Annotated in this window: 13 protein-coding genes and 1 tRNA gene; all 14 read right to left on the bottom strand. The window is 59.6% G+C overall.

The window, feature by feature from the left end; genetic code table 11:
• Nucleotides 1-50: 50 nt before the first annotated feature.
• A complete protein-coding gene (locus ONB25_08830) occupies nt 51-818 on the bottom strand; it encodes an outer membrane lipoprotein-sorting protein (protein MDZ7392982.1) in 768 nt (255 codons plus the stop codon).
• Nucleotides 815-2,086, bottom strand: coding sequence for an FtsX-like permease family protein (locus ONB25_08825; GenBank protein MDZ7392981.1), 1,272 nt, complete (start codon nt 2,084-2,086; stop codon nt 815-817). The genes ONB25_08830 and ONB25_08825 overlap by 4 nt, the downstream gene beginning before the upstream one ends.
• Nucleotides 2,083-3,258, bottom strand: coding sequence for an FtsX-like permease family protein (locus ONB25_08820; protein MDZ7392980.1), 1,176 nt, complete (start codon nt 3,256-3,258; stop codon nt 2,083-2,085). The genes ONB25_08825 and ONB25_08820 overlap by 4 nt, the downstream gene beginning before the upstream one ends.
• Nucleotides 3,255-3,974: an ABC transporter ATP-binding protein gene (locus ONB25_08815; protein MDZ7392979.1), complete on the bottom strand. Its 720-nt coding sequence runs from the start codon at nt 3,972-3,974 to the stop codon at nt 3,255-3,257. The genes ONB25_08820 and ONB25_08815 overlap by 4 nt, the downstream gene beginning before the upstream one ends.
• A 33-nt stretch (nt 3,975-4,007) precedes the next feature.
• Nucleotides 4,008-4,991: a hypothetical protein gene (locus ONB25_08810; GenBank protein MDZ7392978.1), complete on the bottom strand. Its 984-nt coding sequence runs from the start codon at nt 4,989-4,991 to the stop codon at nt 4,008-4,010.
• Nucleotides 4,992-5,150: 159 nt separating this feature from the next.
• Complete coding sequence (locus ONB25_08805) at nt 5,151-6,074, bottom strand: SMP-30/gluconolactonase/LRE family protein (GenBank protein MDZ7392977.1); 924 nt, start codon at nt 6,072-6,074, stop codon at nt 5,151-5,153.
• Nucleotides 6,075-6,550: 476 nt separating this feature from the next.
• Nucleotides 6,551-6,624: transfer RNA gene (locus ONB25_08800), tRNA-Lys, on the bottom strand.
• A 97-nt stretch (nt 6,625-6,721) separates the two neighbouring features.
• A complete protein-coding gene (locus ONB25_08795; protein ID MDZ7392976.1) occupies nt 6,722-7,924 on the bottom strand; it encodes a glycosyltransferase family 4 protein in 1,203 nt (400 codons plus the stop codon).
• A complete protein-coding gene (gene wecB, locus ONB25_08790; GenBank protein MDZ7392975.1) occupies nt 7,925-9,097 on the bottom strand; it encodes a UDP-N-acetylglucosamine 2-epimerase (non-hydrolyzing) in 1,173 nt (390 codons plus the stop codon).
• Complete coding sequence (locus ONB25_08785; GenBank protein ID MDZ7392974.1) at nt 9,090-10,043, bottom strand: glycosyltransferase family 2 protein; 954 nt, start codon at nt 10,041-10,043, stop codon at nt 9,090-9,092. The genes wecB and ONB25_08785 overlap by 8 nt, the downstream gene beginning before the upstream one ends.
• Nucleotides 10,044-10,181: 138 nt before the next feature.
• Nucleotides 10,182-11,501, bottom strand: a complete 1,320-nt coding sequence (locus ONB25_08780; protein MDZ7392973.1) for an oligosaccharide repeat unit polymerase — start codon at nt 11,499-11,501, stop codon at nt 10,182-10,184.
• Nucleotides 11,501-12,496: a methyltransferase domain-containing protein gene (locus tag ONB25_08775; GenBank protein MDZ7392972.1), complete on the bottom strand. Its 996-nt coding sequence runs from the start codon at nt 12,494-12,496 to the stop codon at nt 11,501-11,503. Before ONB25_08775 ends, ONB25_08780 begins: the two co-directional genes overlap by 1 nt.
• Nucleotides 12,497-12,498: 2 nt before the next feature.
• Complete coding sequence (locus tag ONB25_08770; protein ID MDZ7392971.1) at nt 12,499-13,791, bottom strand: Wzz/FepE/Etk N-terminal domain-containing protein; 1,293 nt, start codon at nt 13,789-13,791, stop codon at nt 12,499-12,501.
• Nucleotides 13,792-13,828: 37 nt separating this feature from the next.
• Complete coding sequence (locus ONB25_08765; GenBank protein MDZ7392970.1) at nt 13,829-15,496, bottom strand: SLBB domain-containing protein; 1,668 nt, start codon at nt 15,494-15,496, stop codon at nt 13,829-13,831.
• Between the last annotated feature and the right edge of the window lie 133 nt (nt 15,497-15,629).

The raw sequence follows: 15,629 nt of genomic DNA, 5'->3' as shown, positions 1-15,629 counted from the left end.
CTGGCACAGGACATTTTGGGAGGAGAACGGCTAACCTCCGTCCGCGTGCGTTACTTCGTCAGCGAGGCCTTCGTAAAGAGGTAATCAGGAATGTGCAGGTCAAACTCAATCGATTCGACAATGAACTCTGTTCCTTCGCCTGCCTTGAGCACATCCTTGAACCAAATGCGCATCGGGAACCATCGTCCCTGCAGGCGGCGCACATCCCTGAGCTCCATGCGCTTAAGGAGCTTGCCGCCCCGGGCGAAGAGTTCCGCCCGCAGAGGGACCATCCGCTCCTTGTCCACCCACATCTTCCGCGAATGGTAGGCCACTTTTTCCGACGTAGCAACAAGGGCCACGACCCAGCAGTCACGCCCATCGACCACCTCGCTGCCGGTAACCTCAGCGCGATACAGATGACTCAACTTGGGGTCCTCCAACATGTCCTCGTACGACAGGTCCGAGCCCATCACCGACTGGCGCAACATGTGCCCAGCGATCTGAATGGTGCGGTCCGTGGACGGGGAGTACATCCACAACCTATCCCCAATTTTCAGCATTTTCGTGCCCTTCTCCCGAGGCGGAGCCAGGTACTCGGTGAACGACTTTTCCGTGCCCTGAATCCATGACTTTGCCTCGATAGTCCGCACCTCTCTCCTGCCCCGAATGACCATCTTCGACACCAACACCCGGCTTGTGGAGCTGAGATTCTCGTCAAGTCTCGCCAGTATCCAGTCGCCGGACGGGGTCTGGGCAAAGGTTACAAGAAACGGCGCTGACAAAAAAAGCAGAACGGAGTTGCAAATGCTCAGCATCCCATTCTTTACGGCACTCATGATTCAAACTCCTTGAAGAGCTGGGCGGTCTCGCGTTTGTAGATGCGAATGCCGGAAAGGGCAGTCCCCAACATGGTGGAAAACAGTCCAGGAACAAATCCGAGGTAGAAGCTTGCGGGTGTAACCCGCGCCCGCACCACGTTGGAGAACATCAGTGAAGAGCTCCTGAAGAACCTGCCCATGTCGATGCCCTTCACCTGCAGCACGTAGACAACGGCCAGCCCTGCCAGTGTGCCCAGAACCGAGCCAACGAGGCCTATGCACAGAGATTCGGCCAACATTGAGCGGTAGATGTGCCCTTTGTCTTCGCCGATGGCCAGGCGCACTCCCACTTCCCCGTGGCGCCGAAGCGCACCCAGGAGCCCAGCGTTCCATAGCACCAGCGACATGGCCAGCACAAAGACCACCACCATGATACGCGAGAAAACCCCGACGTAGGACAGGTATTCTCCCAAACCTTGCTGCTCGCCGAGGGTCATCATTATCGGAGAAAACTCTCCGGTGTCCTTTGCGTACTCCTGATTGAAGCGCTGCGCTACCGCCCGTGCCGCCGCATTGCGATAGACCCGATTGCGGAATAGACCGAGAACCTCACTTGCCCCGTCCTCCATGTCAAGGAGTTGGCGCGCGTCGGAAAGGTCCATCAGCAGCGCACCGCGGTCCATAGGACCCACCCCGAAACGGACCGTCCCTGCCAGCCGGAAATTGCCAATCGCCATGGCACCATGCATGGAAGAACCGATGAGGGTGAGCCGGTCGCCGGGAGTAAGACCAAGCCGCTGCGCCAGCTCCTCGCTCAGCAAAACCCAGCCGGCCCGTGGAGGCACGTCCCCTCGCACGAGCGCCCTTGGAACGTTGAGGGTGGAAAGTTCGTTGTGCTGCGAAAGAAGGTCTGCAGCGATAGCCACAGCCGGCCCCTGCGCCTTGGTTTCGCCCTGCTCGTCGGGCACATCGACCAACGCGGTGAAACGGATTCGTGCCACCCAGTCGAGCTCGCGTTCCTTCTGCCGCAGTTCTTCTAGCAGTTTTTCCACGCCTAGGAGGGCCAAGTCGTTAGGGAATTGATCCTCCTGTTCGGCGTAGGCGCGCGTAACCACCCGCACATGCCCGGTGGAAAAACGAGCGGACGTATCCACGAAATCGTGCATCACTCCGCCGAGCCAGCCATGAAGCAGCACGGTCAGCGCCACACCGAGGGTCACCACCAGCAAGGGGAACAAGCTCCTTGATGGGTCCCGTAAGAGCCCTTTGATCAGAAAGCGGATCATGACGTACGCCCTCGCAACGCATCGGTGGGGCGGAGCTTGGCGATCTTGCGGGCCGGCAAGAAGCTCACTATGGTGACCGCAAGGAGCACCAAGACCGTAGTGCCCACCACCAAGCCTGCACTGTACGCGGGGAAAATGCGCTCTGCAATGGCCATGCCCATGCTGTCGGACACTTCTCTGGGCAAGCTGAGGCCCTTCACGGCAAAGTAGAGCAAAAGAGGGATGCCGTAGGCTGCTGCCACCACGGCTGCTAATACCCCATGCATCGCGCCCTCTGACGTGAACAGCGCCACTACCTGTCCGCGCGTCATGCCGAGAGCGATGAGAGTGCCGATCTCCTTACGGCGCCGCCAGATGGACAACACCTGGGTGTCGAAAATGGCCAACAAGGCCAGGGCCATAAGGACAAAGTAGAGGATGGCCGTGCCTCCGCTCTTGGCACGAATCATCGCCTCAATGTCCTGCAAGAGAAACTCCTGGGACTTGAACTCCCACCCAAGCGCACCCTCTGTGACGCCGCTCGTTGGGGAAGCTACCACGAGAGTCGCTTCTTCGGGCATGTCCAGCATCCGCCGCAGATGCTCCAGTGGAATCCACAGCTGACCGTTGTCGACGGTGCCCACGTCTGTCTTCATGATCTGCACGATCTTCGCTTCCTGCGCGTCGAAAGTGCCATGTCGGTCCCGCCAGCGGACCGTGAACACGTCGCCAACACTGAGGTGGCAGCTCTGCGCCATGCGCCTACCCACAATGGCGGGGATCTCTGGGCCCTCGTAGAGAAGAACAGCACTGGGAATCTTGAGGATGCGCTGTCCGGGGTCGATCCCTTTGGCCAGAGCGCTCTGCATCCGCCCGGATGGGTAGATGCTCACTTGGGCAACGAGGATTGGGGTGAGCTCGCCGCGTTCCACGCCTTCACGCAGCGGCGCCGGTAGCGGCCCATGTGCTTGCTCAAGGGTAAACGGGTCGTAAGGGTCATAGGCAGGGTGCCAGAACTGCCCCCCTCCGACCTCCCACGCGATAGTATCGCGGCGCGCCTGCTTGTTCCATCCTTGCAACACCCCTTGGTACCAGATGATCACCACGAAGGAGAGCGACAGCACCACCACGTTCAACCAGGTACGAAGACCAGCACCGAGCAGGTTGCGCAGCGCAAGCTTTAAGGTCGTCATTGCCCGCTGCCTCCCTGTGTGGGCTCACACCGCTCATCACTTTCGACGCGCCCATCCACCAGCCTGATCTTTCGCCGCAAATATTGGATGACCTTCTCATCGTGCGTGGCAAAAAGAAAAGTTGTCCGAAACTGACGATTGAGCTCGACCATGGTCCGCAAGATGTGGTGCGAATTCTCTGCGTCCAGGTTGGCTGTGGGCTCATCAGCCAGGACGATTTCCGGTTTCTTGACCATGGCGCGGGCAATTGCCACCCGTTGGCACTCTCCACCTGAAAGCTGCGCAGGACGAGATTGTGCCTTGTCGGCCAGTCCCACCCATTCCAAAGCCTCCCAGACTGCCTTGCGTCGCTCCCGCGCTGGCACTTTCAAAAGCAAAAGGGGAAACTCCACATTCTCGTACGCGGTGTACACCGGCAGTAGATTGAACGTCTGGAAAATGAACCCAAGATGTCGGTTCCGCAACTGGGCGGCCTGCCTGTGGTTCAGCTCGCCGATCGAATGACCTAAGACAATAACCCGCCCCTCCGAAGGGGCGTCCAGAGAGCCGATGATGTTTAGCAGAGTGGTCTTGCCCGAACCGCTTGGCCCTACTACGCCCGCGAACTCCCCCCGCTCGAAGGTCAAGTCGACGCCTCGCAGGGCCGAGAAGTAGCCTTTACCCATAGGGAAGCGTTTCACCAGACCCTCGATGGTGATGAGCTTTGTATCATCCATTCCCTGTCTCCGCCGCCTCGCTGCCTTTCCAAATCAATGGTTGAACACCACAAGAAGCTGCACTCCCTTTCCAAGAAACTGAGACTCAGGCCTTTCTTCCGGCATCATGGGATAGATAGGCTTCCTATCGCTGGGATTCCAGAACGCCATTAGATGCACCTGCCACCTGTCCAGGGTGCGACGCCATGAGGCAAAGCGATAGAAAACGCGCTCTTGCCAGTCGAACATGACAACGGAGCTGAGCATATCCACTATGCTCAGCGGATAGCCGATGGTGGTGGCACTGAGCGTACGACTCCTCGCGCTCTTTCCAAAAGACATCCATAGCGTCTCGCCCAGCAGATGCAGGCCGTTTCCAAGGGGGAACGTGTAGTCACAACCCAGTGCGCCCATGTACTGCTGTCGCAGTAGACGATCAGGAATGTCGCGACGCACAACCGTCCCCTCTGCCCAAAGGCCAATCCTCACATCCCACTTGGCGTCCAGCCCAACCCGGCACTCTGGCCCTTCCGTGTCCGTCGGGAATGTTGTCAGCCCCCGCTCCGCCTTAACATTTCGATAATGCCCGCTCAATGCGACTTCACCCCTCGGCACGGCAAGCTGTAGTCTGCCGCCGACCTCTGGACTCTTAGCGGAGGGGAGAACGTCCCAGCCACGTGCTTCCTGGTCGCCGTAGAGCACCCACCCCCAGAACGTTGCGTTGCGGAGCGAGTAGTAGCGCCCCAGCACTCCGACGACTCCGTCCACAAGCCGCAGTGGGTCTCTGGGGTCCACGCGCTCGAACCACATGAGCGGGCGGAGAATGGCGGCTGAACCAAAAGTAATGTTTTGCAGGCCGGCACGCAGCTCCCACTGCGGCCGCGACAGCCGCAGCCATGCGCGGTACAGCCTCGCTCTGAACTCGCCAGCAGGTGGCCAGTACAACCGGACGAAGCTGTTGACAGCCAGTTCCCCGTCCACCATCCACCTTTGACCTGTTTCTACCCCGGCGGAAAGCTCCGGCAGATACCGTAACACCACCCCACCAGTGCGCACCTCCTTCGGCGGGAGAAGGGGAGACCAAGCAGAAATAGCTCCGGCACCGCGCACCCACTGGGGGGATGCCACTGTGGCAAAGGGCCACGGCCCCAGCGTGATGCATACGAGACCCCAAAGACACCAACATCTTCGCACGCTTCACCTCGCCACTGCTTCGCTCACCCACGGCAAGCGTGCGCCAGGCACGCGAGTCTTGCACATGTAGACGGAGTTAGTCCCGGCTTCCGTCAGAAAGAGCACGCGTAGATTCTTTCCGCCGAATTCGAGATTTGTGGGTCTCTTGCCAGGAGCATCAAGGCGGGCGATAACATTCCCGTCGGGTGCCACAACAACCACCTCCCCTGCGCCGAAGTGCGCCACGTACAGGTTGCCGTGGGCATCGAAAGCGAGGCCGTCAGGGTCGCCACCGGGCAACTGGACAAACACCTGTTGCTCGCCAAGAGCGCCATCCGGCCCCACAGAAAAGCGGACAACCCGCTGGCGCGCTGATTCGCTCACGTAGAGCTTGCCATCTCTTGGCGAGAACGCGATGCCGTTGGGAAACGCCAATCCTGAAGCCGCCACCCAAGCCCTACCGGAGGTAACCTCGACGCAAACAATCCGGCCATCCTCCGCTTCGCGGTCGTAGGTCTTGGGGTCCGTCACGTACAGGCGTCCGGCGCCATCAAAGGCGAGGTCATTGGGCCGGTGAAAAGGCATCCCCTCCGGGCCGTGCGTCACCACCTGCAACGTACCCCCCTCTGCGAACTTGACCACAGCCTTGCTGCCAAATTCGCAAGCGTAGAGTGCACCATCCGGACCAAGGGCAAGCCCGTTGGTACGATAGGGCTCGGGGAGCAGCGCGAGAGTGTCCACTTCTCCAGGACCCAGCCGCGCAATCCAGCCGCCATAGCAGTTTGAGACGTACAGGGCCCGCCCATCCCATGCCGGGCCCTCAGGAAAATCAAAACCTTGGGCCACGAGCTCCCACTGGGAAAAACGCCCAGGCTGACAGCTCACCAGAGCAAGCGCTACCAGCAGGCAGGTGAGAATTGTTGGAAGCGTTCTCCTTTCCGCTCGCATGTCTGCCTCCATTCGGGAACTCGGGTCATTCTGCTCGGGAGGCCACCCCGGTCCCCTCGAGGAGAACAGAGGTGCATGCCCCATGTGCTTCCGATGATGCTTGCCCTGCCCATCGTCTCACGCCAGACTCCAGTCGCACCCCACGGGAGCGAGGCGGGCAAGTCGTGCTAGCTATCAGGAAACCTTTCGCCGTGTCAGCAGAGAAACGCGGGGGGCCTGCGGGGCATTCAAGGGCGCAGAGTGGCGGGTGGAGGTCGTGTTCAATGTTAAGCGACACCACACCGAGAGGAGGCATGCCATTGGTACGGTAGCTGGCGGAAATGGTGGGCAGTAGCGAGACCCTGTGTCCAGGCGAGCAAAAGGTACCCGTCACCAGCACTACCTCTCCAGCGTGGAAACAGCATGTGGATTCGCACTCGGCCACTGTCCTGGCGTACTCCGCGAGGGTGCCAATAGAGTGGCCGTGCGGCCGTTTGTGAGGGTGGCGGGAATCGAACCCACGACCAACGGCTTAAAAGGCCGCTGCTCTACCGAGCTGAGCTACACCCTCATACTTGGGCCGATAAATATAGCACTTTCGCCACGAAAAGACAACCGGAAATTCTACGCACTCGAAGGGAAACAGAAGCACCGGGCAGGTTCAGTGTTCAGTGACGCGGCGGCCGTAGCCGTTCAAGCCTACGATATGCCGAAAGCAGGACTTGAGAGGTCACCTCCCAGTTGTAGGTCTCGAGCACGGCACGCTTGCCCTCGCTTCCGGCGGCGCTCTCCCGTCCCCGCAACCGAAGTACCGCATCCGCAAAGCTTTCTGGGTTACCAGAAGCGAATACCTCGCCGCAGCGGTGGGTGCGAACTACCCGCGCCAGTGGGCGTGCATCAGAGACCACCACCGGCTTGCCCAGAGCCATGTACTCGAAGAGCTTGTTCGGAGAGGTGGTATTGATGCTCGGATCGGCCGGGTGCGGCACGACGCACACCCGAGCCGCGGTGATGTAGGACGGGAACAGGCTGTGATCAATCCAGCCGGTGAATTCCACATAGTCCTGAGCGGCCCGAGCGTGCACAAAACGGCGCAGCGCTTGCTCGTGGGGTCCGCCTCCTGCAATCACCAGCCGCGCCTGAGGAATCCGGGCTCGAATGCGCGGCATGGCGTCCACCACCGTCTCCAACCCGCGCTCCGCACTCAACCACCCAGTGTACAGGATGGTGTAGTTCCGCCGATAGCGTGCGACAATCTCCGGCTCCAAGGGGTATTCCCTCATCGCCTTCAGGTTAGGCGTGTTGTGCACCACAGCAATGCGGTCATGGTGGACACCGAGCTGGCGCACCCGCTCTTCTGCCTCCTCGGTGACCACCAGGATAAAGTCGGCCATGCGTACGCACACGCGATCGAGCACGTCTGCGGCGCGGGGATTTCGAAAAATGCGATTGAAGGTTCCCTGCAAGTTCCAGCTCCTCAGGGCAGCGGGATAGTTCTCGTACATGTCGTACACCACCGGAATGCGCACCATGCGTCCAACCGCAAGGGCCAGGGGAACCATCGTGAGGTTGATGGCGTGGAGCACATCAAATCTTTTGGCCAGCACCAGGGGTACGAATTGCGCGATCCAGACCGGGTTCCAGAAAATCGGCAGACGGATCAGGTGCCCTACGCCGCCGCTGGTAGGTGGTATGTTACGAATCCGTCGAATGTGGGCCCCCTGGTATTCCTCCTCATGGGGCCGATCCTTCCGGTTGTCGCATACGATCGTGACCTGGTGACCAGCTTCCAAGAGCGTGGTTGCCGTACGCTCAAGCCTCACTTCAGGGGGAAAATCGCTCTGAAACAGGATGCACACCTTCATTGCCATTCAGGCTCCCGGCTGGAACTCCTCAGGGCGCCGATCGCTCAGCCCAAAATGGAAGCAAAGCGCCTCGATGATACGCTGCGCCGCCTTGCCATCACCGTACGGATTTGGTGCGGATATGGCCAGGCTGTAGAGTGCGGAGTCCGCCAAAAGTCGTTGTGCTTCAGAAACGATGCGCTCCACATCACACCCCACCAGCTTCAACCAGCCGCTCGCAAGCCCTTCCGGCCGCTCGGTCACCTCCCGCATCACCAACACCGGCTTGCGCAGAGAAGGCGCCTCTTCTTGAATGCCACCGGAATCGGTGAGGATCAACACCGAACGTCCCAAAAGATGGACGAAGGAACGGTAGTCCAAAGGTTCCAGAAGATGGATTCGCGGATGCCCCCGCAGTCGCCTCTTGAATACGGCTCGTACGTTTGGATTCAGGTGCACGGGGAAGACAAACTGCACGTCCTCACAAAGCGAGGCGAGACGCAACACCGCCTCGGCGATGTTCTCCAAGGCTGGTCCCCAGTTCTCTCGACGGTGTGCCGTGATCGCCACCGTTCTCAGGCCGTTTTGCATGAGCGCGGCAAGGCGTGCGTCACGAAAATGGGGAGGCTCAGCCACGATCGATTGCACCGCATCGACCACCGTATTGCCAGTGACAAAGATGTTTTCCGGCTCCACACCCTCTCGCAACAGGTTCTCCTTGGCCAGAGGCGTGGGCGCAAAGTGGAGCTCGGCCAGCGCGGAAGTGAGCCGACGGTTGATCTCTTCTGGAAAGGGACTGTACTTCCGCCCTGTGCGGAGTCCGGCTTCCACATGAGCCACCGCAACTTTGTGATAATAGCCGCACAGCGCCGCCACGAAGGTGGTTGTCGTGTCCCCTTGCACGATGATCACCTGCGGTGCGTACTCAGCGAGCACCCCATCCAAGCGCTGCAGGGCGTTGCAAGTGACCCGCGCCAGGCTCTGGTTCTCCTCCATGATGTTCAAGTCCCTGTCGGGCTGAATGCCGAACACCTCGAGCATTTGATCCATCATCGAGCGATGCTGGGCTGTGACCACCACCGTGGTGGCGAAATAAGAGGGGTGCTCACGCAGCGCGGCGATGACCGGCGCCAGTTTGATGACCTCCGGCCTCGTGCCAAAGATGACCATTACCCTGAGAGGTCCTGCAGCCTCAGTCATTGCCCTGTCCTCTTCTGCATCCAATGTACCACGTGAAGGCGGCCCAGAAAGCGGCGGCCTTTTTCCAGCACACCCGCCACGCGCGGGGCCGGGCAAGCCCCGCCAGGCCCCAGGCTGCCACGCGCACTAGCGAGCCAGCAGCCAATACCACTCGCGCAATGACGCTGCTCAACGGAGGATGGTGCTTCTGGTAGAACAAGAAGCGACTCTTGTGCAGCTGGACAAAGATTTCCGGCGCTACCGGGTCACCGCTGCCGCCGCCGTAGTGCACGACCGTGGCGCCTGGTGTGAACCAGACCTCCCATCCTTTGCGCCGTGCGCGGTAACACCAATCCATCTCTTCTCCATAGAAGAAGAAACGCTCATCCAACAGCCCTACGTCCTCCAAAGTCTGCCGCCGCGTCATCAAGAACGCGCCTTTTACGTAATCAACCTGCTCCTCGCGGTCGTAAGTGAAGTAGGTGAGATGCATCCGGCCGAATAGCCTGCTGCCGGGGAAAAGCTTATCCAGGAATACCGCCTCCCACACAATGCCAGCGAAGCTCATGAAACTCTCGCAGGACGGTTGCAACGACCCGTCCGGGTTGACAAGCCGGCACCCGACAGCGCCGGCCCTTGGACGTCTGACAAGAAACTCCACACAGTACTCCAGGGCACCAGGCTTAACTTCGGTGTCCGAATTCAGAAGAAGGAGGAACTCCCCGCTGGCAAGGTTTAGTCCATGGTTTACCGCCCGCGCAAAACCCACATTCTGGCTGTTTTGCACAAGCCGCACTTGGGGAAACCGCGACTGTACCATCGCCGCGCTGCCGTCCGTGGAGGCATTGTCGACCACGACCACCTCAACGTGCAACCTTGCGCATGTGGCGAAAATGGAGCGCAAGCAGCCCTCAAGCAACCCACGCGTGTTGTAGTTTGGAATGATTACAGAGAGGTCAATGGCCATACTGCGTTCGCCTTGTCCGCATCACTTTTGTCTGCGCCCCTGTGCTGACGCTTGGCAGGTCCAACGTATCTCCTGCGGCGCCTTCTGGAGTGAGCCTGGTGGAAGCCCCTTCTGCCCGCCACGTTCCCAGACATGTGCTCATGCTGTGCGCGCGGCATAGCGAAGACACAACCGGTCAATAACGGCACCCACGAGCAGAGAAAGCCCCAGGCTAATAACCCAGTATCCCGCCCTGGTGGCCTGGTAAAGGTACGAAAACGCCACCACCACGTACAGGTGCGCCAGCCAGGCCAGGGTTGTGGTCTTCGGCTGCCTCCTCACCTTGAACCAGAGGACCGTGCACAGCAAACCCAGGAGGTACGGTCCGACAAGCACACCTGTCAAGCCAAAATCTGCGTGCAGTTCCCTCAAGTAGGTGGCAGTGTTCGAAGGAAATGGGATGGGGTAGAACTTTTGATAATCCGGCACGTCATCTGCCAGGCCGAAGCGCGCCAGGATGCGGAACACCGGCGCGAAGGTGTTGGAACCGGGAAAGGGGTGTTCACCTCCGGCCTTCCAGTATGCATTGAGGACCGCCGGATGCGAACTGATGTACATGTAGAGCGAAGGAGTGATCAGGATATTACGTTCCAGTTTGCTGAGCCTCCTTGACGCCCCACGGAACCGCTCAAAGGTGCCACGGAAGCCGCGCACGAACTCTGCGGCGGCAAGGAACAACGCCACCACCAGCAGCAGTCCCACTACCCTTTTCCAGCGTGCCACTGGGAGCCGCAGCCCCATAGTACCGGAGCCCAACCTGCCGACAAAATAGGCGCTCAAGAATAGCACGATCGCGTTGAGCATCTTCGCCCGACCAACCAGGGCGATGTCGCCGACAATGATCACTAAAAGCGGAAGGAGAGCGATGGGGCGAATCCTGCCACTTCGCGCGCTGTAGACTCCCGCCAGGAATGCTGCGGCAAGGGCAAAGGAATCCACATAGGGGATCATTCCCGGCAGTTCGTCGCTCACCCGCATTCGGTAGATGAGGTTGCCCCGGACGATAACCATGGCAACGCTCCCGAAGCGCGAGATGAGTACTGACCAGTGTTGTAATGCCCCTATGAGCCCGATCAGGGAAAGCAGGACGATGCTGATGGCGAGGAGCCGTAGTTCGAGCCTGGCCACCGAACGTGGCACCCCTTCCACCCTGTCTTCGGGCACAATACCGAGGGCCGCGCGCCCCAAGGGAATAAGACAGGCTCCTGCGGCAAAAGCGGCCCATCCATAACAGACGATCAGCCAAACCTCCCCACTCATGGGTTTGTAGTTGATGAGCCGCAGCGCATAGGCAGCCATCCCCACGCCCCAAATGAGCGAATAGAGTGCCAAGTGATTGAACCACCTGCCGAGAAGGGCCCGACTCACCAGAATGCCGCTTAGGCCGCACGCCAGCATCAGCAAGGGCACCGGTTCCATCACGCTGCCTCCCCCCCACCGAGACGCACCAGGTAGAAGGCTGCCGAATCCCCCCGTCCCTCAGCATTGAGCCTCTTCGCCTTCCGACGGAAGGCACGGATCTGCCGCTTGGTGAATATCGACGCTCGTGGATTCACCGCGTAAGAATTCGGAGCAGTGAGCGGGATACCTCGTGCATACTGCTCGCTGGCCCAAAACTGAAAATCGCTGGAGTCAAAGGTGATTCGCTCCAGTCTCCATCCCGTCCTCTCTGCTAACAGGCGAATTGCCAGAGGCGAGAGGACGAACAGATGACGTGGTGCGTCGATCTGCACCCAATTGACCCCGTAATGCTCCCAGGCGTAGCAAGGGACAACAGGCATGCGCAACAGGCAGGTACCGCCGGGGGATGCGAGCCTACTGACCTGGCGCAGTGTCTCCTCCGGCTCGGCGATATGCTCGAAGGAGTGGTGAAACATGACCACATCCCAGACGCCTTCCACCTCCCCCAAGCTTTGGCGCCGCACGGTGAGGCCATTGGGATAGCAAATGTCCTCCCGCAACCAGGGATCGATGCCCATGAGGTGCTGAAAGCCACGCTCTCGCAGACGGTAAAGGAGCGCGCCGGTACCGCACCCCACATCCAGGATGCGCGTGCCTCTGTGCAACCCCTTCACCCCGGAAAGACTGCGTAGCCCCTCGCTGGGGAACCTTCCATACAGGATCCTGCCGAGCAGGCCACGATTGTAGAGCGCATAGCGGTCCCGACGCTCGAGGGCGAAACGCCGCAAAAGGTTGCCACCGGTAGAGACCGGCTCCTGGGTGATGCTGTAGTACGCTTGGGGGTAGTATCGGGTACTGTCTGGAGGGGGGCTTTCCAGCTGTAGGGATTTACAATGTACGCACTGGAAATAAGAAAAGCTCTCCCCAAGGCCAAACATCATCTCTGGCACGAGGAAGGTCAGATGCTCCGCACGATTGCCACAGATTCTGCAGGTGCGTGTTTGAGCCGGCACCCTTACCCCCTATGCTTCCCCTGCAGGAGAGGAAACCTCTTGACGGAGCGGACGACGTGCTGGTATGCCCGTCTGCCGGGTATGGCCTCGGCCAGGGCAGCCACCCTGGGATTGTGCTCCTTTTCGCGCTCGTATATCTCCGCCACGAATGCTGCCGAGGTAGCAAAGAGCGCCGCCAGAGCGGTGAAGATGATTACCAACAGACTCCGCCGCGGCTTGGCTTTCCGCTCCGGTGGCACCGCGCGGTCCAGCACAAGCACCACAGGCATTTCCTTCTGCTCTTCAAGCTTGGCCTGCTCGTACAACGGCAGCAGAAATTCCATCAGCTTGTTCTGAATCTCAAACTCTCTGTACCGCCGGATGTACTCCATCCCCAACTCTGGGACGTCCTTGAAGGGAACAAACAAGTTGAGAGACCGGCCCGAAAACCAATCATCCGTCCCGAACTTCATCTCGCGAAGCTTGCGGTTCATCTCCGCCACCTGGAGGCGTAGCGCTTGCGTTTCCGGGTTGTCGGTTCCAAGGCTCCGTTCGGCGATACGCAGGGCAATCTCTTTTGCTGTGACCTCGCCCTTGAGCTCCGCCGCCCCCTTGATTGCTGCCTCCGTCTGCTCGCTCAGGGCGTAGATGCCGTAGCGTTGCTGAAACGCCTTCAGACTGTCCTCAGCCAGTCGCAGGTCGCGCAGGTTTTCGTGGTAGCGCTTCTCCACGAATTCTCGGTTGTTGCGCGCCTCCTGGGTGCCGAGACGTACGCTGATTTCATTCAGCACCTCGATGAAGTAGTTGGCCATGTCCGCGGCGCGCTGCCGGTCCCGGTCGTACACCGTGATGTTGATGTTCCCCTCACTGCCTATGTCAAACTCCGCGTTCCTGCTGAGCTTGCGCACGGCTTTCTCAACGGAACCGTCCTTGATCTTGTACACCTTTACCAGGTCAAACTTCTGCACGACCGCTTCCATCGCCGTGCGGCTCTGGAGAATGGCCAGGTAGCTATAAGCCTCTTCTGACCCGCCAAGGCCTCGGCTAAGGCCGGACAGGTTCTTCATGAGAGAAGAGAGGCCGCCTTCCAGCATGCCGGCAATTCCGCCAGGTCGCTTGGGGGGAAGTAGGGAGGCCCTTGCCGCGTACCAGTTTGGCAGGAACAGACTCACCAAAGCCGTCACCACTGCAACCGTGAGAACGGTCAGGAGTATGAACCGCCGTCGTTTGAAAAGGACGTACAAGTAGTCAAACAGAGAGGAGGAACGAAACTGACCGTCCCCTTCCTCGTCACGTCTTGGTCTTTGCGGTGCCATACAACTCTCCACAGAATTGGGGCGCTGGTCTGTGCGCTCACTTTGAGGCTTGCATGATCAGCACGCCAATGCCCACGATCACGCTTACCGCGCTTGACACCTGTCCGTAAAGGTTCATGTAGTAGGCAAAATCACGATGAGGCTTCATCGGGACCCAGATGTTATCCCCCTCTTCCACTACCGTCTTGCCCACGTCAAGCCACTGCTTGGTCCTACCCTTGATGATCTTCACATCGCCTTTGCGCGCCCGTTTAGCGTACCCGCCGGCCTTGCGGATGTAGTACTCATAACCTTTGCCCTCCTCGTAGGGCACATGTCCAGGGCTCACAACCTGACCAAATACGTACACGGTTTTCTTTCTCGCCGGAACACGAATCACGTCCCACGCATGGAGGGTAACGTCTTGCGTGGAGTCCCCGTGCACGAAAAGGCGTTCAAAGTCTACGGCCACCACCTCCCGCCGCAGGCGAATGCTCGTCTCAGTATTGTAATAGGCGCTATCCACGGGTGTGATGTAACCACGCGAGCTGAGGAGACGCTCAAGATCCACCTCTTTCTCCGATACCGAAGTACGAATGATCTCCGCCCCAGGCAAGAAAGCATGTTCGGTGAAACCTCCTGCACTGCGGATGACTTGGGAAAGCCTGGTGCTCTCTTTGGTGATCGGATAGACCCCCGGGTAGCGGACCTCTCCCTGAACTTCAACGACAAAATTGCGTCGCTCCTGTGTCCTCTCGCGCACAAAGACTCTGTCGCCCCGCTGTAAAAGCAAGTCCTCTGCTTGCCCTGCGAGCACGGCCTTACCATCCACGACCCAGTTGATCATCCGATTGCCCGTGCTATCGAGACGGGAAATCTCAACGTAGCTGGAGTCAGCAAGTGGCGTGAGGCCATGGCTGATGAGAAAGAGATCGGTCAGACGATCACCTTCCACGAACTCATATTCCCCCGGTGCGGTCACGCCGCCGTAGATGCTCACAAAGTCCTTTGTCAAGTCCCTGCGCGGCACCAGAATCACATCGCCGTTGAGCAGATAGGGGTTTGTGCTGGCGTTTCGTGTCGCATAAAAGCGAGCCAAGTCCACCCGATGGATTGTGCCGTCACGCCGCCGCAGGAGGATGTTGCGCGTCGAAGCCTTCTGCAGCATTGCGCGTTGCCGCTCCCGCTCCTCCCGCACCGTGTCCATGGCCGCGTTTGCCAATGAGATCGCCTTGTCCACCCGCTCGGTGGCCAGTAGAGTGTAGGAGCCTTGCTTGATAACCAGACCAGCGACTGTTACCACCACCGACCGGGGTTGCGTCAGCGTGACTGTGATCTGCCCGGCCACGTACTTTTTGCGCACCTCTGCTATCGTACGATCTTTAACCTCAGCTAAGGTAAGCTCCGCCACTTGAATCTCACCCACCGTAGGGACCAGCAGCGTCCCTTCGGGTGTGACCGTGAGCTCATAGCTGACCGATGGGCTACCCCAGATGGAGACTGTGATTCGGTCCGATGGCCCCACAATGTAGGTTTTCGGATCGACCGGTTCCTCAAGCGCCACCGTGGTCTCACCGGCGAGCTGGGCCTTGCCGGTGCGAGGAAAGAGTTGTTCCAGCAGCCGCTCCCGCTCCTGTGCCGAGGCGACAAGAAAAAGCCCCCACCAGAGGAGAAACCCACAGAGCACAGCAACACCTACCTTGTTCCCAGGCGAAGAATCACCCATCTGGTGCACTCCTCGAAGTATTGTCACATCCCGTCCACAACTTGGCGGCCCACCAACACGCAGGCATCGCCGGAGCACCTTCCCAAAAGCCACCGCAGAAGACCGCGCGAACAGCCGCCGACAAATGTAGCCA

The sequence above is a fragment of the candidate division KSB1 bacterium genome (assembly GCA_034506335.1).
GTDB lineage: Bacteria > Zhuqueibacterota > Zhuqueibacteria > JANLFK01 > Oleimicrobiaceae > Oleimicrobium.
The sequence above is the reverse complement of the archived record's forward strand: the minus strand, read 5'-3'. Positions and strand labels throughout refer to the sequence as shown.